Consider the following 17718-nt stretch of genomic DNA (forward strand, 5'->3'; position numbering starts at 1 on the left):
CGATTGATGGATTTCACCCAACGCATAATCAGCCGCATGACAATTCCTGGGTTAAAGCCCGGCGCCGATAATCACACCAGCCGTCGATCCAGTATCCCAGGTATAACCAATCCAATTGCATTTGACGGACGCACTCAATTTGTTTCATGATTGCAAATGTTCCCAGACTGCGTGTTGAAAAATCGGGATCGAAAAAAGTATAAACTGCCGACATGCCATCATCCGGCAAGTCACAGACCGAAAGCCCGGTTAGTTTTCCCTGCAACCGATATTCCATGAATACGGTTTCAATCAAAGATTTAACCATAAACTCCTGGTAGCGGTCTGAGTCGTTGTGGTCCATGGCATCTCCGGTGTGCACGATTGATAGCGGCAATACAATTCAAAATGTTCCTGTTTGAAACTGGTGGGCGCCATTGTGGCGCAGAGGTCCTGATTTTTTTGTAGCGCCTGAGTTGAGCACGATTGGGAAGATACGCACTGGCTGGAATTCTCGCCGACACGCAGGCATTGCAGTTTCGGCAATGGGGTCGGTAAATGGTTTTCCCGTTGCGGCGAAACCCGGAGTTTAACAATACGCTAAACAGCGCATTATCCACCTTGTAATCGGGCTCCAGTAAAACCGTGGCCGCCGTTTCAGGTTCGATATATGGGCAGGCGTGGGGCGCGGAAAGATACGCCCGCATAACCGAGCTTTGCTACGTCCGGCGCCGACGGCACGTAGTTCATGCGCTTGTTAGGCGCCATGCTCATTCATGTACTTTGCCGCTTCCAAAGCCAGCGACATCCAGTGTTTCTGTTGGGAAATGGGAATCAGCACCCAACGCCTGGACGGATTTCCCCTTCCTTTGGGATTCCATGTCTCTGCGCCGGCAATCGAATACGCCTGACTTAACTGGCCATCCCCAAGTTTAAACGACATGTCGATTTCCGAAAATGTTGCAAACATCTTCCGACCTAGCATGAGTTGACGACGACCCCAGCGTGAGGAGACCGAGAAGTTCGAATACTCACCCTCAATGCGCTTGATGATCAATTCAAGGCTTGCTTCTGCACTGTCGATCATTATCCCTATGCTTGGTCGTCTAACGCTTGAGTTATGTGTTTTTTCATTTATAGCTCTAAACAGCACACATCTTTATCCAGAGACCAATTTTAGTTGCTTTCTTGTTGCTCCTATCTCTTCTCTTTGTAAGCTTGATAAGTCAACGACGGCACCATGCTCAATAAATACATCGTAGAACTTATCATAATCCCTACCCCAGTAAATCATTGCACATGCCATAGGAGCACCTTTGCCTGCACCGGAACCATTTTCAAGAAATTTTAGTCTTGTGTCATAGAGAAAACAAACGGCTCTCGCTTGCCCGAAAACACTTTGCTTCCAATGACCTGTATTTGTCGCTACCGGAACTAAAGCCAATATTTCCGAACTATATTTTTGGTGAGTTAAAGCACACTTTGCTAACCAGTTTTTTATTGTTGTCCCTCTTTCTCTGTCAGCACCATATGGTGGATTCATATAGACGGTCGGATAGTTCCAATCTTCTCTAAGTCCATCATTTTGTGGAAGCATAAATTCTGTCTCTGCATGCACTATCGAATATTTATTTGAGCAAGGTCTAATGCAAGAGAACCACCAAAAAAACGTTTAATGGCTTTTACATATTTAAGGGGTGTTCCCCAGCTTTGACTTTGAGAATTTACTGTCCTTCCTGCACTCATAGTATTTCTTTCCAGTTTTTAGAACGTAACTCTACGAGTTCGCTCTTTAGTTCAGTAATTGTTTTTCCTTCTGGTGCGATGGTGTTAAACCAGCCTTCAATTTCATTTAATTTGTCCGAAAAGTATTTGAGCAAAACTGTGTCTGCTTCAAAATCCATCTTGACCTTTGTAAAAACGTTTCGCTTTTTATCAGCAGTATAGCTACTTTTAAAAGCCTCTTGTACCTTGAAGTATTCCTGTGTTGGATTGAGCAATAACTCATTAATGAATTGAGCCAGTCCGTTATCCGTTAAAAAAATTAACCAATCGTATGATTGGGCTAAAACCTTCAATTCTTTGTTATAATTTTCGGCAGTGAACCAATTTCCATGATTACTGACTACTCCAACGGTTAAAATGAATTTTTGTAGCAATTCAGAGTCATCAGAGTAAATTATTTCCTTCATCAACTCAACATAAGGCTTTATGTACGGTTGGTTGTCAGAACGATATATTATCCCATATTTTTCTCCAGTGTCAGTCCTAATTTTTTGTAAGGAGGACGTGGTTCTTGCAACGTACGCTCCCTGTTTTGCTTTTTCTATTGTCTGAGGGCCTTTCTTTGTTCCTTCTTCAACTCCGACCCTTTTGCACTCAAATATTGCATAAGGTTTTTGCATTTGCTCAAAGACTAATAATTCATGCTCTTGTTGTCCAATAGTCTTAAAACTGGTCAATAAAAATGAGTCTTTTGACTCGCCAATGGTACAAGCGTTACGAAGAACATTATGTGTATCAAGAAGATTGTTATTCTTTTTGTCAAATTTTGTATTGTTTTTTCTCCCAATGCTTTTAGGATTTTGGCCGCTGTAATTGAATTCCCGTCATTAGGAATAGCAACTCCATACTCCTTGATTATGGGATGCAGGGAGTATTCAACATTATGTGATATATCTTCATTCCCATATTCAACAAGTCCTCTTTCTATTGAAGTCGAGTTATTAAAACCCCAAGTTTTTAGAAGATAATAGGTGATAATTTCAACCATTGTTCCAAGCGCTCTGCTTGCTGCTTTTTTCTTATCTTTCGTGTAATGAAAGACTTTTTCGCCAAGAGCATTCTGTAATTTATCTACCGATTCATATGCCATTTGTTTTTATAACTCCCAATTTTTGTGTTCATATTAAGAAACTATACCTTCTAACACTGAGATCACCGGCACGCGAAGCGTGTCCGCGTGGATCGTTTTGTTATTTTTTACGATTGATTAAAAAATTAATCAAATATAGGTTTCATAAAACTACGTTCATAGCTAATGATACATCTAGTTTTCTCAGCATATTCGTATGCAATTTTACAATCTGTGTCTTTGGCCATTTTGACGCTGTATTCTTCATAAGCTGACAATGATGGAAAACTAAATAAAGCAACAGCAATATTATTAGCACCTTCGTGGGGCAGAAAATATCCATGGTGTGTACCACCAAATTTATTTACTAAGGGTATCCACATCATTTGCATATTGCTCAAATTCGTCAATTTTATAAGGATCAATTACATATTTTAAATAACAAGTAATCATTATTGTGGATTTCCTTTAAAAAGATGACGGTGGAGTTGACCTGCCAATTGTAACAGCATATTGGATGCTGGCATCTTTTTATGCTGGAGAATTGGTCTGGTCGAACGCTTTGTTCGATGGTGCTTTGCACCGAGAAAAAGCGCAGACCAGTTCAGGTCAACTCCACCGGTCCCTCAGTGCGAAGCACCGAGGGAACACCGCAAATCAGCCGCGCCGCTTTTCGGCATCGGCTGATTTGCCTTGTTATGCTCTTTTTTGGTTCTAATGATGATGTTTTTTGTGCACAGACGCATTTCTTTGATAGCCCCTTAATTCCGAGTAAAGAAGAATCTGCTGCGATGACAATATATTTTTTTGCTTAATATGAGCATCCAAATGAACCTGTCTTATTTTGGTTTTAACTATTCCAATCTTATTAAGAATTGTTTCTAGTTTTATGCTATCAGCTTCTTCATTTAAAAATAGGCTATCAAGATTTTTCTCTAGTTTAATCAGCTCAATTCCTAAAGTAATTGCGTCGGATTGCATTGCATAAAAAATATCATCCGTTTGTGACTTTTGTTTGCTAGATAGAGATAACTCCTTTGATAGTTCAAGTACATGTTTGGGGCCTGGATAATTATTAAGTTCTGCAGCTTTCGCGAATCCCATGCCTTTTCCATTCAAATATCCTTTGATTTCAGTTTGAGACATTGATTTTATTGCCCTAACTTCCTCACCAGAATAAGGAGACATTTCAACAGAATGAGCGCCGCTAGAAAACCCACCCATTAAAATAATAATTATTATATATTTCATATTATTTCCTAGAATTAACTTGAGCATAACGGTGGAGTTGACCTGCCAATTGTAACAGCATATTAGAGGCTTGCCTCTTTTTATGCTGGAGAATTGGTCTGGTCGAACGCTTTGTTCGAAGGCACTTTGCGCCAAGAATATAGTGTTAGACCTAGGCCAACTCCGCCGTTCACACGGCGCGAAGTGCCGTGTGAACGCTTGAATTCGGCTGCCGCGTTAGCGGTCAGCTGGAATGATTTGTTAGGCATTGCTATTTTTCACATTAAAGTTTGCAAGACCAAATGGAATATGAACTGAAGGAGTTGATTCTGCGGCTGGTTCAAGATGCCCAATTTGATCATCAAAGAAAATATGTGGTTTTAGTATGTCCAAAACTCTTTTCTTTTCAATGCCACCTAATAAAAATAGTTCATCTGCATCTATACCAGCATTTGCTAAAGTGGTAATCAGTCGCTCGTGAGCTGGAGCATTTCTAGCGGTTACGATTGCAATTCTAATCATCTGAGTATATTCCGCCATATTTTGGGCCTTTTGGCGTTCTAATTTTTGAAACTCAGAAATTTTAAGGAGAAGTGGCATCAACGGACCAGCGCGCAATGGCATATCTCTAAGTCTTTTTTCATGTTCGTGAAATAAGTCAAGGTTGCCAGTGTCTTTAAATACCGCTTCTGCTTCATCACTTGCTATCACTCCATCAAAGTCAAATGCCATTCGAAGCTGTTTATCATCGGTTGCTTGATGTGTTTCACAAGGTAAAACATAGCCTGCAGGAAAACCCTGCTTTACAGCATTTTCAACCTCTTCTTTGTTAGTACTTAAATATAGAACAGCCCCTAATGCATTCATGTAGGGATAAGGTGCTTGTCCAGCGAGGAAAAATGACCGTGATATTTCTAACCCATAGTATTCCACAGCACCCATCGCTCTGAGGCCCGCATCAGCGTGATTGCGCGACAGTATGACTACTTCCATTGGGTGCTCGTCAGCATAGATAGTATTTAGATTTAATGGACGTTCAATGAACGGAAATGCTGAACCAGGAGAAGGCATTTCAGACCTGTGCTCTCGTTGATAAGATCGAAACTCATCAACACTTAATTTAAGGTATAGGTCGTGTTCTGCCGAGAGATCAAACAACGCGGTCGACGATACTGCTACTACTAATTTTTGGTCAATTGGGTATGGCATTTCTATTGTGCCTAACAATTAGCATCAGGCACATTTGCTTTGATAAGTCGATATTACCCGGTAGATTGGGCAGACCGTCATAACATTAAGCCTTTGTTATTGTGGGGCTACCGGAATATTTTTCCAACTGCCCGGTTTGCCGGCCTGAGTCAACGCGCAGTCTAGCCGCTCAAGGAATTCGGTGCGAGGAATTTCCACCGCGCCCAGGCTCAGCAAATGAGGCGACGTTATTTGGCAATCGATGAGTTGAAAATTCCAGGCTGTTAAATGGGAGATTAAAAAGTTCAATGCCGCTTTGGAGGCGTCGCTGATTTGACTAAACATGCTCTCGCCAAAAAACACGCCGCCCACGGCAACGCCATACAAGCCGCCCACCAACGCGCCGTCCCGCCAGGTTTCCACGGAATGAGCATAGCCCAGGCGATGCAGATTAATATAGGCATCCTTCATGTCGTCGGTGATCCAGGTGCCAGTGCTGTTCGCGCGCGCCATAGATTGACCCATAGATTGACGAGCCGCACAATGATTGATGACTTCCTCAAAGGTCTGGTCGAAAGAAAAAACCAAGCGCTGTTTTTTGATTGATTTTTTCAGGCTGCGTTGCGGTTTGTATTGCGCAGGGAATAAAACGCATCTGGGGTCGGGCGACCACCACAGGATCGGCTGGCCCGCGTGATACCAGGGGAATATGCCTTTTCGGTAGGCGGCAATCAGACGCGGCGCGCTTAAATCTCCGCCCAGCGCCAACAAGCCTTCGTCTGTGGCGTATTTAACCTCAGGAAAATCTTCTGCGGCATTCATTGCGGGTATTTATAGTGCCAAAGACATATAGTGCCAAAGGCATGGCGCCAAAGGCAAACGCAATTTCAGTTGCGCCTGTCGATTATGCCCGTCAATATACTATCTGGTTGTTATAAAATCCATCAATGCGAAGCGCCCGATCAATCAAGAAATAACTACCGAGATGAGAATTTTAGGCATTGAAACTTCCTGCGATGATACCGGCGCGGCTATCTACGACAGCCATCAGGGCTTGATTGTGCATCGCTTGGCCTCTCAGGTTGATTTGCATCAACCCTACGGCGGCGTCGTTCCGGAACTTGCGGCGCGCGATCATATTCGCGTGCTGTTGCCGCTGATCGACAGCTTGATTAAGGACCCAGTGAATGACGCGAAAAAACTGGATGCGGTGGCCTACACCGCTGGACCAGGGTTGGTCGGCGCACTGCTGGTTGGCGCGTCGTTGGGCAAAAGCCTGGCGCAATCCTGGGGCGTGCCCGCTATCGGCATCCATCATATGGAGGGGCATTTGTTGTCGCCCATGCTGGAAGACAGTCCCCCGGCATTTCCGTTTTTGGCGCTGTTGGTCTCCGGCGGACACACATTGTTAGTTGACGTGGAAGCGGCTGGCAACTACAAAATCCTGGGCCAGTCGGTCGATGATGCGGCCGGCGAGGCGTTTGACAAAACCGCGAAACTGCTCGGCCTGGATTATCCCGGCGGCCCGGCCATCGCCAAAGCGGCGGCCGGCGGCGATGCCAATAGATTCACTTTTCCGCGGCCAATGACCAACCGCCCCGGCCTGGATTTCAGTTTCAGCGGATTGAAAACGCATACCTTGACCACCGCGCAAAAACATCATCTTGACGAACAAACCATTGCGGATATTGCGTTGGCATTCGAGATTGCGGTGGCCGATACACTCAAGATCAAGTGTTCGAGGGCGCTGTCGCAAACCCGGCGAAAACGATTGGTCGTGGCCGGCGGGGTCGGGGCGAATCAACGATTGCGCGCCACATTGCAAAAATTCGCCGATCAAAATGAGGTTAGGCTATTCTACCCGCGCGCGGAATTTTGCACCGACAACGGCGCGATGATTGCCTATGCGGGCTGCTTTCGATTGGCCCTTGCGGGCCTGGCCACTGGAGAGCCCGCGGTCAACGCCCATGCGAACACTTGCGCGTTTGATGTGCATCCTAGATGGAGCCTGGAAGACATTGAGTCGCCGCCAGGTTGATCGCCATGTTGATTCGCGCGCAGTCAAGACGGCGGTGCGCTGGCACGCGCTAAGCGCCGATTTTGCTTTCCTGCCCGCGCCATAGTCGAGACAGGTTTTCCTTGTGGCGCCAAAACAGCAATACCGCGATAACCAGGGTTAGCAGGAAAAACGGCAGGCCCGGCACTAGCCACAATACAAAAAAGGGCGCCAATGCCGCCGCCGTTAGCGCCGCCAGCGATGAATAGCGGAATGCTGTCGCCATGCTCAGCCAAATAGCCAACAACACCAGCGTTAGCGGCCAACTCAAACCAATAAACACACCGGTGGCGGTGGCCACGCCCTTGCCGCCTTTGCCGCTAAAAAAAACCGGGTACAAGTGCCCCATAAACGCGGCCGCGCCGACCAGCGCTATGACCGTTGCATTGTCGGTCAGCATTTTGGCGATGAGCATGGGCGCCAACCCTTTGAGCAGGTCGCCGATTAATGTGATCGCCGCCGCTTTTTTGCCGCCGATGCGCAGCACATTGGTTGCGCCCGGGTTGTTCGAGCCGCTGGTGCGCGGATCGGGCAGGCGCATGATGCGACAGACGATGATTGCGCTGGAGATTGAACCAAAACAGTAGGCCAGCAGCGGCAACATAAAATTCAACATGGAAAATTCAGCAGGGAAAATTTAACATTGGATATTGGTCGAAATTTGCATTACATTTGGCGCATTACAGTTCGCCTCAGGAGCGAAATTCATCAATGGACATTATTTACCTTCATGGACTAAAAGTCGACTGCGTTATTGGTGTTTGGGAATGGGAAAAGCAAATTACCCAGACCGTCGCCATCGATCTCGATATGGGATTCGACATTTCCGTTGCGGCGAAAAGCGACCGTTTGCAAGATGCCTTAAGCTACAAACAGGTCTCCAAGCGCGTGCGCTCCTTGGTCAAGGAATCCAGATTTGCGTTGGTGGAGAAGCTGGCAGAGGAAATCGCCGCCATGCTAACGGCTGAGTTTGCCATTAAGTGGTGCCGGGTAAAAGTCAATAAATTCGGCGCAGTGCGGGCCGCGGGAGACGTTGGCGTCATCATAGAAAGAGGGCAAATGGAAAGCGGGTAAATGGGGTGATTCACGTTGTTCTGGGTCTCGGCAGCAATATTAATCGGGAAAAAAATATTCGCTTCGCGGTTAAGCAAATTGGCGATCGGTATGGTGAAATTGAGATTTCACCGATCTATGAAACCGCCGCAATTGGATTTGACGGGCCGGCATTTTTTAACTTAGTGCTTGGCTTTAAGACCTCATCCTCGCTTTTGGATATACGGGATACATTACGCCATATTGAAACTGCGGCAGGGCGCATTCGCGGGCAACAATCATTCAACAATCGGCATTTGGATATCGATGTGGTGTTATTCGGCGATAAAAATTTGCGTCCTGACGGGCTTAATATTCCCAGAGACGAGATTGAGAAACAGGCCTATGTTTTAAAAGGGAATTATCAAGGAAAGTTGACAAACCCAGGGGTTACTTGATTTCCAACATCGTTGGCTTGCCTTTAAGAATCACAAGTTTAAATCGACGTTTGAGATCTGATTTTTTTGCACGACGCACCTTGCCACGAGGCTTCGGCATTGCTAACAAAGCGCGAGCGGACTTATCTATCTGTTTCAAAGTCATCTGCAAACTCGAATATTAATACAACAATAGTCATTGTCTTTCACCCCATGTATCCTTGAACGCCGCGCCAGCGGCTTCGCTGCCTATCGGCGCTGAGTAATCATGATTTGAATTGAATGGTGGATCTAAATAAATTAAATCTACCGAATTACTGTTCATTCCACGCATAATCGGCAAATTATCACCTGTCCAAATTGTCTGGTTAGCCCAATTCATTGTGTTAGTTCCTCGTAGGTTATAGTTTTGCCGACCATCCTTCCGAAAAGAGCGTCAATTCGGTCACCAGTATCAATAGAGCAATTACCCTCATTGAGTCGAAAGGTAAATTCATTCACATATCGGTGCGTGTGTTTGTCGCTCCAATTATGATAAACGCCGTTATATCCGCGCTTCAATACCGCCCAAACGCTTTCAATGCTGTTTGTATGTGCCATTCCATTAACAAACTCTTTGGCACTATGTTTGACCGCCATATGATTGTAAGCGGTGTTCAATCGGTCGTAACTGCGATGCTCGTCGGTGTAGATAGTCGCCCCGGCTTCCACTGATGAATCAATTTCCCGGCGCATTGTAACCATACCGGTATCTCCGATCGGTTTCGCTTTTACTTTACCACCACGCTCACGCATACCCAACACTGCTTGCTTGCCGCGACCACCGGTGGCGTGTCGAGGCTTGCTGTCATGACGGTTTTTTTGTTTGCCACCGATGTAGGTTTCATCAATTTCAACCACTCCAGCCAGCATTTCGTTTTTGCCGGCACAGGCCTCACGAAGTCGATGAAGCAGATACCAGGCACTTTGCTGGCTGATTTCTAACTCTTTTGATAATTGAAGGCTTGATATTCCTTTTCGCGCTGTTACAAGCAAGTAGGCGGCGATAATCCATTTGCGTTTCGGTATCTTTCCGTATTCCAGCGGCGTGTCATGCCACGCAGTGAAGTAATGACGGCCAGATTTACACCACCATCTGCCCAATTGTTTTTGTGGAGTAAATCGCTCAACCGAGCCGCATTTCGGGCAGGTTGGCGTGTCGCCCCAGCGCAACCGTTCTAAATAGGTTACTACGCTTTGCTCGTCGGGGAAATAATTTAACAGTCCGACAAGACCGATGGTTTTTGCTTTTCTGGTCATGAGTAGTCCTCTTTTTTTGGTATGATAATCCTAATCTATCTTTGGCGTTTTGTCAACTCTTTAATCAAATTCTGTTAGGAGTAAATTATCTGTCCTAATAATTAACACGTGAACTGTCCGGATTTATTCTATCCTATTTGGGGGTAGCAAATGAACCGGACAGCCTTTGTTGAGGAATTAAAACAGATGAGATTTGAAGAGGCATATGAAGGATATCAATGCAAACGATTAAGCCAAGAGGAGGCAGCCATTTTGTTAGGAGTCTGCAGTCGTAGTTTTCGCAGGTATATCAACCGTTATGAAGAGTCAGGGCTGGAAGGCTTGTGTGACAAAAGACTGCACACCCTATCAGTACGGTGCGCTCCGGTTGATGAGGTGATGGCATTAACTGATTTATATTCCAGTCGATATAATGGCTGGAATGTCAGGCATTTTCATCGTTGGTATCAACGAAAACACCAGGGGTCACGTAGCTATAGCTGGGTTAAAAACCAACTTCAATCAGCTAATTTGGTGGCCAAAGGTCAATCACCTGGACCTCATCGCATTAAACGGCTCCCCAGTGCATTGCCCGGCATGATGATCCATCAAGATGGCAGCACCCATTTATGGGTGCCCGGGGTGTATTGGGATTTAATTGTGACTATGGATGATGCCACTAACGAGCATTATTCCATGCGCTTTGTTGAACAGGAAGGCACGGTCAGTTCGTTGCTGGGTGTCAAAGATGTACTCAAGGCTAAAGGTATTTTCTGTACTTTCTATTCCGACCGGGGCAGCCATTACTGGCATACACCAGAGGTGGGCGGCAAGGTGGATAAAAACAATCCGACTCAATTTGGCATTGCCCTTAAACGCTTAGGCATTGATATGATTGCCGCCTATTCGCCTGAGGCTCGCGGGCGATCTGAACGTGCCTTTGCTACTCACCAAGGGCGCTTGCCTCAAGAATTGGCTCTCAACGGCATCACCGATATAAAAGCCGCTAATGCATACCTTAACCATCATTACATGCCGGCCTTCAATGAGGAGTTTGCACGTCCTGCAAGAGAACAAGGCAATGCGTTTGTCCGGCTTGCCGGTGTTAATCTGGATGATTACCTTTGTCAGCGTTATGAGCGCAGGGTGAGGAAAGACAATTGCGTGCAATTTAACAACCTCAATTTACAACTGCCGAAAGACAAACATCGCTATCATTACATCAAAGCCAAAGTAAAGGTTGTGATCCATTTAGATGGCTTGATTTCAATTTTTCATGGTCCCAGACGACTGGGACGATATTCAAAAGATGGCTGTTTATTGAATGAGGAACAAATACAGGCTGACGTTGCGTAAATCCGCTTCACAATGTCAGGAGTATAAACCAATTAAAAGCGGACAGATGTCGTGTCAATTATTAGGACAGTTCTATTTACTCCTAACACTCTTTAATCAAATTCCTTTCGATTTTGTCAACTTTCCTTGATAGTTCCCTTTTAAAACCATTATCGGATTTATACCCGACTCTGGCGCATCCGGTCAGCGGCGTGAAATTCAAGCAAATGTGGTTGGATCTTGATCATGCCCAAAAGCTTCGGGCAGCGAATTTTTGGCTCTAGTCTATTCGCCTTGGTCATTCGCTTTGGTCGGATGAGTTCATGTCGGCCTCTCTTTGCTCTATCCATTGTCTGAGATTTCTGGTATAAACCGCCCATTTCGCCAATTACTGAGTATCGAGGCAAGCCAATGGCAAGAGTATGTCAAGTCACCGGAAAACGCACCCTCACCGGTAATCATGTTTCCCACGCGCACAATAAAACCAAGCGCAAGTTTTTCCCGAATCTGCACCATCGGCGCTTCTGGGTCGAGAGTGAAAATCGGTGGGTAAAATTTCGTGTTTCCGCTGCGGGAATGAGATTGATCGATAAAAAGGGCATTGATGCGATACTCAGCGACATGCGCGCACGCGGGCAGAAGGCGTAAAAGCATTCAGGGGAGATTAAATATGCGAGATAAAATTAAGTTGGTGTCCAGCGCCGGCACCGGTCATTATTACACCACCACTAAAAACAAGCGCGCTATGACCGAAAAAATCGAAATGAAAAAGTATGATCCAGTGGTGCGAAAACACGTTATCTATAAAGAGGGAAAAATAAAATAACAGTCAAGCGCGCCCCATAGTGGGTCAATATTTTTTCGCGTCACAATCAAATTAAATTGAAGCAATCCGTATCACTAAAAACCGGAATCATTGGCAGCATTATCCTGGCGTTGTGCTGCTTTACACCCATTCTCGTGGTGCTGCTCGGTGGTCTTGGGCTTTTCGCTGTGGTCGGGTATCTTGACCTTGCGCTGTTCCCGGCGCTGGCATTTTTTATTGGCCTGACAATGTTCGCGTTATGGCAACAATCGCGAAGGTAATTCTGCAATCCGTCATTACCTGCCCCCGCTGCCACCACGAACAGCAGGAGACCATGCCAACCAATGCGTGCCAGTGGTATTATGACTGCAAAGGCTGTGGCGCGCTGCTCAAGCCGAAACCGGGTGATTGTTGCGTATTTTGTTCCTACGGCACAGTGGCCTGTCCACCGATGCAGTTAGACGAACGGTGCTGCGTCAGGAATTCTTGAGACTGAATCCGGCATCGCATCCGCCACGCTCCCGATTGAAACCGCCCGTTTGAAACTGCCCATTTGAAACTGATTGAGCGGATTGCGCATGTCGGGATTGCTGGCTAAATTACTGCACCAACGCGGCACGCTTTTGGCGGACGGCGCAACCGCATCAAATTTATTTGACCACGGGCTGCACACGGGAGACGCCCCCGAATTGTGGAATGACAGTCATCCCGAGCGCATCGCAAAAAACCATCAATCCTTCATTGACGCGGGTTCGGATATCATCCTGACCAATACTTTCGGCGGTAGCCAACACCGGTTGAAACTGCATAACGCGGCGGCGCGCGTGTCCGAACTGAACTTCAAAGGCGCGCGGATTGCCCGGCAACTGGTGGAACAAGCGCACCGGGAAATTGTCATTGGCGGCTGCATGGGCCCCACTGGTGAAATCTTGCAGCCGTTGGGAAATCTTAGTGTAACGGCAGCGGCGGATGCATTTGCCGAGCAGGCGCATGCCTTAAAGGAAGGCGGCGTGGATATATTCTGGATAGAAACCATGTCGTCAAAAGAAGAAGTGGAAGCGGCCGTCATCGGCGCGTCACGCGCCGGACTGCCAACGGTAGCGACGTTCAGCGTCGATACCAACGGTCGCACCATGATGGGATTGGCGCCCGCGGACTTCGTGAAAATCAGCCTGGAAATGGAACACACGCCGGTTGCGATTGGCGTTAATTGTGGTGTGGGCGCGGCCGACTTGGTTGCGGCCATTGTCAATACAAAAACGGCATTGCAGCGACAACAACAAGAGTTATTGATTGTCGCAAAAGCGAATTGCGGCATCCCGGAATATATTGACGGAAAAATCGTCTACAGCGGCAGCCAGGAAATTATGTCTGAATACATTCGCTTGGCAGTGGATGCCGGCGCAAATATAATCGGCGGTTGCTGCGGGACAACGGCGGCGCATATAAAAGCGATGCGCCAAGCGTTGGACCATCATCAAAAACAATCATCACCAAATCTTCAACAAATCGAAAGCAAATTGGGCGCAATTTCATCGGGCGCCAAAGCGCAGTTGCGCGGCGAGCTGAGCATTGCGGCCGGCGCGCTCAGCAACCGCGCCATGCGCAAAACAACATGTCGTAAAACAGCACGCCGCAAAACCAGCCGGCGCAAAAGATAACCCGCACACTGCCCAAAGCTATATCCCCCATGTTATATTTTCCAGATTATATTCCCCAGGCTACATTTCCATGAACACAGCATTACTGTACGATCCGATATTTCTGAACCATGATACCGGAGCCGGTCACCCGGAACGCAGTCAACGTTTAAGCGCGGCGCACGATTTAATCAGTAGTCAAGCCTGGTTCAATAACTTGCATCACCTCAAGCCTGAAAAAGCGCAACTGGGCTGGGTGCGGGAGATTCACGATTCCGCATATATCGATCGCGTCGCTCAAGCGTGCGAGCAAGGATTAAGGCATTTGGACACGCCGGATGTGACTATTTGCAAGGCGTCTTGTGAGGTGGCGTTACACGCGGTCGGCGGCGTTTTGGCGGTTGCCGATGAAGTCATGTCCGGTAAAGCGGATAATGGATTCGCCATGATTCGGCCGCCGGGACACCATGCCGAAGCCAATCTGGCGATGGGATTTTGCCTGTTCAACAGCATCGCCATCGCCGCCAGATACCTGCAGAAAAAGCACGGCCTGGAGCGGATATTGATTCTCGATTGGGATGTGCACCATGGCAATGGCACCCAGCATATTTTCGAGCAAGACGCTTCGGTGTTCTATATCAGTCTGCATCAATTCCCCCACTATCCCGGCACCGGGGCGCTTGGTGAAACCGGCATTGGCGCGGGTCAGGGCGCGACGCTGAATTGCCCGATGAGTGCGGGCTTGGGGGATGAGCATTATGGCCAGGCGTTCAAGGAAATTATACTGCCCAGGGCAAGAATGTTCGCGCCGGACGCGGTGCTGATTTCCGCTGGATTCGACGCCCACTTTGCCGACCCGCTGGGCGCCATCAATCTCGATAGCCAAAGTTATGCGTGGATGACGCAGATGATGATGGAACTGGCAGATCAGTGTTGTGACGGACGGCTGGTGTCCGTGCTCGAGGGTGGCTACGATCTGAGCGCGTTGGCGGAATCGGTCACGCAACACGTCAAAGCGCTGAGTCAGTCGTAACCGCGGCGACCGTTTTCTGTAATGTCGCGAGATTGATCACCGCTAAATAGTCAGGCGGCGAGCGCGCGCCGCGGAAAGTTTTTTTAACGATACTTTCAAGATTAGGACGTTTTCCCGCCGCGCTTTCGCCCTTTCCAAGCCCGCCGCCGAATTCGATCATCAACGCCACACCGGTCTCGCCGGCGGTTATCAGATTCTTGTGCCACAGCACCGGGTTGAATAATTGCAAAAACAATCTCGACTTGATGGCGTTGATATCGGCGTCATGCGCGCCGCCGGTGAAATTTGAAAGCACCTCAATCCGCGGCGATTTAAAATCGGCCTGCTCTAGCGCTTGCCGAAAACGTCTTGCTGCTTCCACCATATAATAGGTGTGGAACGCGCCTTCAGTTTTTAATCGGGCAGTACGCTTGCCGGGAAACTTTTCTGCCATTGTTGACACCAGAGCGTCTAAATCTTCAGCCCGCCCGCCAACCACATTTTGGCTGGGCAAATTGCACGCCGCCAGGCCGCAATAGTGTTGCTCGGCCAGCGCCTCGGCCGACTCGCGGTCGATCATCAGCGCCGCCATTTCGCCTGCGCCGTATTCCCCCATCAACTCTCCTCGTGTTTTCACCAACCGCAACGCCTGCGCAAAAGACAACGCGCCAGCGGCGACCAATGCGCAATACTCCCCCAAACTGTGCCCGGCCGCCAGGCTGGGCGAAATCGCATTATCCGCGCAGGCGGCGAACGCGCGCAGGCATGCGATTGAATGAGTCAGTAATGCCGGTTGGGTGAATCGGGTTAAGTTAATCTGATGATCCGGGTCTGCGAAAGATAACCTGGCGATGTCGTAGCCAAGAATCTCGCTCGCTTCGCCATAGGTGTCGCGCACAATTTCAAATTCATCGAACAAGTCCTGGCCCATGCCGGGGTATTGTGATCCTTGTCCGGGAAACAGGAAGGCAATGCCTGCTGACATCATGCTGAGGTTAAGGTCAAAATTATGGATTGGCGTAATAACGGGACGCCCAAATGTTAAACATGTAAACGGGCGCGCCGCAATGATATCTTACTGTATCTTACTGTATAGGTTGCTGAACATGAACTGATAAAGCATGCCAGAATTGGATTGGGTTGTATGTCGGGTCAAATCCAAAGGGGTACAATACGGCACTTTAATCATCTCGATCTCTATTAAATCACACCTCATTATTCACTTCATTACGGGTAAAAACATGTCAACGGTCATTGACGGCAAGGCGTTTGCGGCGGGATTGCGCGAGCGGGTGGCGCAAGCCGTAAAAATAATTGGCAGCCAGAATGGCATTAAGCCGGGACTGGCGGTTGTTTTGGCCGGCGAGGATCCGGCCAGCCAGGTTTATGTCAGAAACAAGGGCAAGCAAACCGCGGAAGTCGGCATGAACTCGTTTGAGCATAAATTGCCAATGGACACGTCCGAGCGCGAGTTGCTGGCGTTGGTGGCGCGGTTGAATAATGATGCGGCGGTAAACGGCATATTGGTGCAGTTGCCGCTGCCAACGCATATCGATGAATCCAAGGTCATCAATTCAATCCGCGTGGATAAGGATGTGGATGGGTTCCATGTCGAGAATGTCGGAAAACTTTTCATCGGCGAAGATTCTCTGGTGCCGTGCACGCCGGCCGGATGCCTGATGTTGCTAAAAGATCATATCGGCGATTTGACCGGCAAGAATGCGGTCATTGTCGGTCGTTCCAATATTGTCGGAAAACCTGTTTCGGTGCTGTTACTGCGCGAACACTGCACTGTTACCATCGCTCATTCTCGAACCCGCGACCTGCCAGCGGTGTGTCGCCAGGCGGATATTGTGGTTGCGGCGGTTGGCGTCCCTGAACTGGTAAAAGGCGACTGGATTAAATCCGGCGCGGTTGTCATTGATGTGGGAATTAGCCGAGTGAAAGGCAAAGACGGCAAAAGCAAACTGGTCGGCGATGTCGATTATGCGGCCGCGATGGAAGTGGCGGATGGGGTGACCCCGGTGCCCGGCGGCGTCGGCCCGATGACCATCGCCTGTTTGCTGCGTAACGCGGTTATTGCCACATGCCGGCAGCACGGCATTGAAATCCCGTCAGTGATAACCTAAGCATAGTTGCAATATTACCCCCGCAAGATTACCCCGGTAAAATGTTAATGCAGCGCCGAGATATACAACGCCAGTTGTTTGATTTGTTGTGCGCTCAGCGGAAAAGCGATAGGGTTCATTATCGGGCTGTTGCGCCGCCCGGACTTGAACGCCAACAATTGCGTTTCGGTGTAACTTGCATGTTGACCGGCCAGTCTCGGGAAGTTGGGGGGAATGCCGCTGCCTGACGGGCCGTGGCATCCCATGCACGCTGGCACGCCGAATTCGGCGCTGCCGCCACGAAAAATCGCTTCGCCGGCTCTCGCCTGTTGTTCCTGATCAGCGGTTATGAATAGATCAGAAATTTGCTGGCGCGAATAATAGGCATCCAGATCGGCCATATCTTGTTCAGACAACGCGCCCGCTAGCCCGCCCATTATGGGATCGGTGCGCTCGCCAGACTTGAATTTCGCCAGTTGCGCGGCGATATAGCCGGGCACCTGGCCGGCGATTTTCGGGAACTGAGCGATCGGACTATTGCCATTGGCGCCGTGGCAAGCCGCGCAAGTAATCGACTTTTGCTCTCCCGCTTCAGCGTCACCGGATTGTGCGACACTGTTGGCGTTAATCGCGAATGCGAACGCCAGAGAAACCATAAAAATTTTCGCTACATTCATATAAAGATTCTGATGTTTACGCATAACCTCTATTATGTCTATTTTTTAATCTCATGATGCCCTGTGCCGTTCAAAAAAATAGACAAC

At 48.1% G+C, this 17718-nt stretch carries 26 protein-coding genes and 1 pseudogene; 11 read left to right on the forward strand and 16 right to left on the reverse strand.

From position 1 onward, the window contains the following. Positions 1-28: 28 nt before the first annotated feature. The 10 genes and pseudogenes from ACP158_RS01725 to aat all read right to left on the reverse strand — a co-directional run bounded on the left by ACP158_RS01725 (position 29) and on the right by aat (position 6073). A complete protein-coding gene (locus ACP158_RS01725; protein WP_424947274.1) occupies positions 29-376 on the reverse strand; it encodes a hypothetical protein in 348 nt (115 codons plus the stop codon). After that, entirely contained in the window at positions 300-686 is a 387-nt protein-coding gene (locus tag ACP158_RS01730) for a hypothetical protein (protein ID WP_424947275.1), read from the reverse strand. The genes ACP158_RS01725 and ACP158_RS01730 overlap by 77 nt, the downstream gene beginning before the upstream one ends. 50 nt (positions 687-736) lie before the next feature. Beyond that, on the reverse strand, positions 737-1066 hold the full coding sequence (locus ACP158_RS01735; RefSeq protein WP_424947276.1) for a hypothetical protein: 330 nt from the start codon (positions 1064-1066) through the stop codon (positions 737-739). 72 nt (positions 1067-1138) lie between these two features. Further along, the gene (locus ACP158_RS01740; protein ID WP_424947277.1) at positions 1139-1576 is read right to left on the reverse strand and encodes a DNA N-6-adenine-methyltransferase; all 438 of its coding nucleotides are present in this window, start codon (positions 1574-1576) and stop codon (positions 1139-1141) included. A 145-nt stretch (positions 1577-1721) separates the two neighbouring features. Further along, positions 1722-2441 (reverse strand): hypothetical protein, encoded by a 720-nt coding sequence (locus tag ACP158_RS01745; protein ID WP_424947278.1) that lies wholly within the window; start codon positions 2439-2441, stop codon positions 1722-1724. After that, entirely contained in the window at positions 2438-2854 is a 417-nt protein-coding gene (locus tag ACP158_RS01750) for a hypothetical protein (RefSeq protein WP_424947279.1), read from the reverse strand. The genes ACP158_RS01745 and ACP158_RS01750 overlap by 4 nt, the downstream gene beginning before the upstream one ends. Before the next feature lie 125 nt (positions 2855-2979). Further along, a pseudogene (locus ACP158_RS01755) lies at positions 2980-3286 on the reverse strand (NIPSNAP family protein). 261 nt (positions 3287-3547) lie between these two features. Then, a complete protein-coding gene (locus ACP158_RS01760) occupies positions 3548-4111 on the reverse strand; it encodes a hypothetical protein (RefSeq protein WP_424947280.1) in 564 nt (187 codons plus the stop codon). A 213-nt stretch (positions 4112-4324) separates the two neighbouring features. Further along, positions 4325-5272, reverse strand: coding sequence for a 5'-nucleotidase (locus tag ACP158_RS01765; protein ID WP_424947281.1), 948 nt, complete (start codon positions 5270-5272; stop codon positions 4325-4327). Between the two features lie 96 nt (positions 5273-5368). Continuing rightward, the gene (gene aat, locus ACP158_RS01770; protein ID WP_424947282.1) at positions 5369-6073 is read right to left on the reverse strand and encodes a leucyl/phenylalanyl-tRNA--protein transferase; all 705 of its coding nucleotides are present in this window, start codon (positions 6071-6073) and stop codon (positions 5369-5371) included. A 163-nt stretch (positions 6074-6236) separates the two neighbouring features. On the opposite strand from aat, the gene tsaD reads away from it, so the two are divergent. Next, a complete protein-coding gene (gene tsaD / locus ACP158_RS01775; RefSeq protein WP_424947283.1) occupies positions 6237-7289 on the forward strand; it encodes a tRNA (adenosine(37)-N6)-threonylcarbamoyltransferase complex transferase subunit TsaD in 1053 nt (350 codons plus the stop codon). A 49-nt stretch (positions 7290-7338) separates the two neighbouring features. On the opposite strand, the gene plsY is transcribed toward tsaD, so the two are convergent. After that, positions 7339-7923 (reverse strand): glycerol-3-phosphate 1-O-acyltransferase PlsY, encoded by a 585-nt coding sequence (gene plsY / locus ACP158_RS01780; protein WP_424947284.1) that lies wholly within the window; start codon positions 7921-7923, stop codon positions 7339-7341. Between the two features lie 95 nt (positions 7924-8018). On the opposite strand from plsY, the gene folB reads away from it, so the two are divergent. Both folB and folK read left to right on the forward strand, forming a co-directional pair. Continuing rightward, complete coding sequence (folB, locus tag ACP158_RS01785) at positions 8019-8381, forward strand: dihydroneopterin aldolase (protein ID WP_424947285.1); 363 nt, start codon at positions 8019-8021, stop codon at positions 8379-8381. Between the two features lie 5 nt (positions 8382-8386). After that, positions 8387-8797, forward strand: coding sequence for a 2-amino-4-hydroxy-6-hydroxymethyldihydropteridine diphosphokinase (gene folK / locus ACP158_RS01790; RefSeq protein ID WP_424947286.1), 411 nt, complete (start codon positions 8387-8389; stop codon positions 8795-8797). Here folK and ACP158_RS01795 read toward each other — a convergent pair. From ACP158_RS01795 to ACP158_RS01805, 3 genes are read right to left on the reverse strand one after another with little or no spacing between them, the layout of a single operon-like run. Then, positions 8790-8936, reverse strand: coding sequence for a hypothetical protein (locus ACP158_RS01795; protein WP_424945612.1), 147 nt, complete (start codon positions 8934-8936; stop codon positions 8790-8792). The two genes, folK and ACP158_RS01795, sit on opposite strands and share 8 nt — an antisense overlap. A 36-nt stretch (positions 8937-8972) precedes the next feature. Next, positions 8973-9158, reverse strand: a complete 186-nt coding sequence (locus ACP158_RS01800) for a hypothetical protein (protein ID WP_424945611.1) — start codon at positions 9156-9158, stop codon at positions 8973-8975. After that, positions 9155-10075, reverse strand: a complete 921-nt coding sequence (locus tag ACP158_RS01805; protein ID WP_424945610.1) for an IS1595 family transposase — start codon at positions 10073-10075, stop codon at positions 9155-9157. Before ACP158_RS01805 ends, ACP158_RS01800 begins: the two co-directional genes overlap by 4 nt. Positions 10076-10225: 150 nt before the next feature. On the opposite strand from ACP158_RS01805, the gene ACP158_RS01810 reads away from it, so the two are divergent. From ACP158_RS01810 to ACP158_RS01840, 7 genes are all read left to right on the forward strand, one after another. Then, complete coding sequence (locus tag ACP158_RS01810; RefSeq protein ID WP_424945609.1) at positions 10226-11410, forward strand: ISNCY family transposase; 1185 nt, start codon at positions 10226-10228, stop codon at positions 11408-11410. 390 nt (positions 11411-11800) lie between these two features. Then, a complete protein-coding gene (gene rpmB, locus ACP158_RS01815; RefSeq protein ID WP_424947287.1) occupies positions 11801-12037 on the forward strand; it encodes a 50S ribosomal protein L28 in 237 nt (78 codons plus the stop codon). Positions 12038-12059: 22 nt separating this feature from the next. Then, on the forward strand, positions 12060-12215 hold the full coding sequence (rpmG, locus tag ACP158_RS01820; RefSeq protein ID WP_424947288.1) for a 50S ribosomal protein L33: 156 nt from the start codon (positions 12060-12062) through the stop codon (positions 12213-12215). 50 nt (positions 12216-12265) lie between these two features. Beyond that, complete coding sequence (gene merF / locus ACP158_RS01825; protein ID WP_424948381.1) at positions 12266-12475, forward strand: mercury resistance system transport protein MerF; 210 nt, start codon at positions 12266-12268, stop codon at positions 12473-12475. Continuing rightward, positions 12454-12684, forward strand: a complete 231-nt coding sequence (locus tag ACP158_RS01830) for a GDCCVxC domain-containing (seleno)protein (protein WP_424947289.1) — start codon at positions 12454-12456, stop codon at positions 12682-12684. Before merF ends, ACP158_RS01830 begins: the two co-directional genes overlap by 22 nt. 88 nt (positions 12685-12772) lie before the next feature. After that, on the forward strand, positions 12773-13855 hold the full coding sequence (gene bmt / locus ACP158_RS01835; RefSeq protein WP_424947290.1) for a betaine--homocysteine S-methyltransferase: 1083 nt from the start codon (positions 12773-12775) through the stop codon (positions 13853-13855). Between the two features lie 70 nt (positions 13856-13925). Continuing rightward, positions 13926-14867, forward strand: coding sequence for a histone deacetylase family protein (locus ACP158_RS01840; RefSeq protein WP_424947291.1), 942 nt, complete (start codon positions 13926-13928; stop codon positions 14865-14867). Here the strand turns inward: ACP158_RS01840 and ACP158_RS01845 are convergent. Beyond that, positions 14845-15831: an ACP S-malonyltransferase gene (locus tag ACP158_RS01845; RefSeq protein WP_424947292.1), complete on the reverse strand. Its 987-nt coding sequence runs from the start codon at positions 15829-15831 to the stop codon at positions 14845-14847. The genes ACP158_RS01840 and ACP158_RS01845 overlap by 23 nt on opposite strands. Positions 15832-16087: 256 nt before the next feature. Between ACP158_RS01845 and folD the strand changes: the two genes are divergently transcribed. Beyond that, the gene (gene folD / locus ACP158_RS01850; protein ID WP_424947293.1) at positions 16088-16975 is read left to right on the forward strand and encodes a bifunctional methylenetetrahydrofolate dehydrogenase/methenyltetrahydrofolate cyclohydrolase FolD; all 888 of its coding nucleotides are present in this window, start codon (positions 16088-16090) and stop codon (positions 16973-16975) included. Between the two features lie 44 nt (positions 16976-17019). On the opposite strand, the gene ACP158_RS01855 is transcribed toward folD, so the two are convergent. Then, a complete protein-coding gene (locus ACP158_RS01855; protein WP_424947294.1) occupies positions 17020-17631 on the reverse strand; it encodes a c-type cytochrome in 612 nt (203 codons plus the stop codon). Positions 17632-17718 lie beyond the last annotated feature (87 nt).

The sequence above is a fragment of the Candidatus Spongiihabitans sp. genome, assembly GCF_965247905.1.
Lineage (GTDB): Bacteria > Pseudomonadota > Gammaproteobacteria > Arenicellales > Poriferihabitantaceae > Spongiihabitans.

What these genes read in the sequence shown, in the direction of transcription:
- ACP158_RS01730 (WP_424947275.1), bottom strand. Translation starts at nt 686, where the DNA reads ATGCGGGCGTATCTTTCCGCGCCCCACGCCTGCCCATATATCGAACCT.
- ACP158_RS01735 (WP_424947276.1), bottom strand. Translation starts at nt 1,066, where the DNA reads ATGATCGACAGTGCAGAAGCAAGCCTTGAATTGATCATCAAGCGCATT.
- ACP158_RS01740 (WP_424947277.1), bottom strand. Translation starts at nt 1,576, where the DNA reads ATGCTTCCACAAAATGATGGACTTAGAGAAGATTGGAACTATCCGACC.
- ACP158_RS01750 (WP_424947279.1), bottom strand. Translation starts at nt 2,854, where the DNA reads ATGGCATATGAATCGGTAGATAAATTACAGAATGCTCTTGGCGAAAAA.
- ACP158_RS01760 (WP_424947280.1), bottom strand. Translation starts at nt 4,111, where the DNA reads ATGCTCAAGTTAATTCTAGGAAATAATATGAAATATATAATAATTATT.
- ACP158_RS01765 (WP_424947281.1), bottom strand. Translation starts at nt 5,272, where the DNA reads ATGCCATACCCAATTGACCAAAAATTAGTAGTAGCAGTATCGTCGACC.
- aat (WP_424947282.1), bottom strand. Translation starts at nt 6,073, where the DNA reads ATGAATGCCGCAGAAGATTTTCCTGAGGTTAAATACGCCACAGACGAA.
- tsaD (WP_424947283.1), top strand. Translation starts at nt 6,237, where the DNA reads ATGAGAATTTTAGGCATTGAAACTTCCTGCGATGATACCGGCGCGGCT.
- plsY (WP_424947284.1), bottom strand. Translation starts at nt 7,923, where the DNA reads ATGTTGAATTTTATGTTGCCGCTGCTGGCCTACTGTTTTGGTTCAATC.
- folB (WP_424947285.1), top strand. Translation starts at nt 8,019, where the DNA reads ATGGACATTATTTACCTTCATGGACTAAAAGTCGACTGCGTTATTGGT.
- ACP158_RS01800 (WP_424945611.1), bottom strand. Translation starts at nt 9,158, where the DNA reads ATGAATTGGGCTAACCAGACAATTTGGACAGGTGATAATTTGCCGATT.
- ACP158_RS01805 (WP_424945610.1), bottom strand. Translation starts at nt 10,075, where the DNA reads ATGACCAGAAAAGCAAAAACCATCGGTCTTGTCGGACTGTTAAATTAT.
- ACP158_RS01810 (WP_424945609.1), top strand. Translation starts at nt 10,226, where the DNA reads ATGAACCGGACAGCCTTTGTTGAGGAATTAAAACAGATGAGATTTGAA.
- rpmB (WP_424947287.1), top strand. Translation starts at nt 11,801, where the DNA reads ATGGCAAGAGTATGTCAAGTCACCGGAAAACGCACCCTCACCGGTAAT.
- rpmG (WP_424947288.1), top strand. Translation starts at nt 12,060, where the DNA reads ATGCGAGATAAAATTAAGTTGGTGTCCAGCGCCGGCACCGGTCATTAT.
- ACP158_RS01830 (WP_424947289.1), top strand. Translation starts at nt 12,454, where the DNA reads ATGGCAACAATCGCGAAGGTAATTCTGCAATCCGTCATTACCTGCCCC.
- bmt (WP_424947290.1), top strand. Translation starts at nt 12,773, where the DNA reads ATGTCGGGATTGCTGGCTAAATTACTGCACCAACGCGGCACGCTTTTG.
- ACP158_RS01840 (WP_424947291.1), top strand. Translation starts at nt 13,926, where the DNA reads ATGAACACAGCATTACTGTACGATCCGATATTTCTGAACCATGATACC.
- ACP158_RS01845 (WP_424947292.1), bottom strand. Translation starts at nt 15,831, where the DNA reads ATGTCAGCAGGCATTGCCTTCCTGTTTCCCGGACAAGGATCACAATAC.
- folD (WP_424947293.1), top strand. Translation starts at nt 16,088, where the DNA reads ATGTCAACGGTCATTGACGGCAAGGCGTTTGCGGCGGGATTGCGCGAG.
- ACP158_RS01855 (WP_424947294.1), bottom strand. Translation starts at nt 17,631, where the DNA reads ATGAATGTAGCGAAAATTTTTATGGTTTCTCTGGCGTTCGCATTCGCG.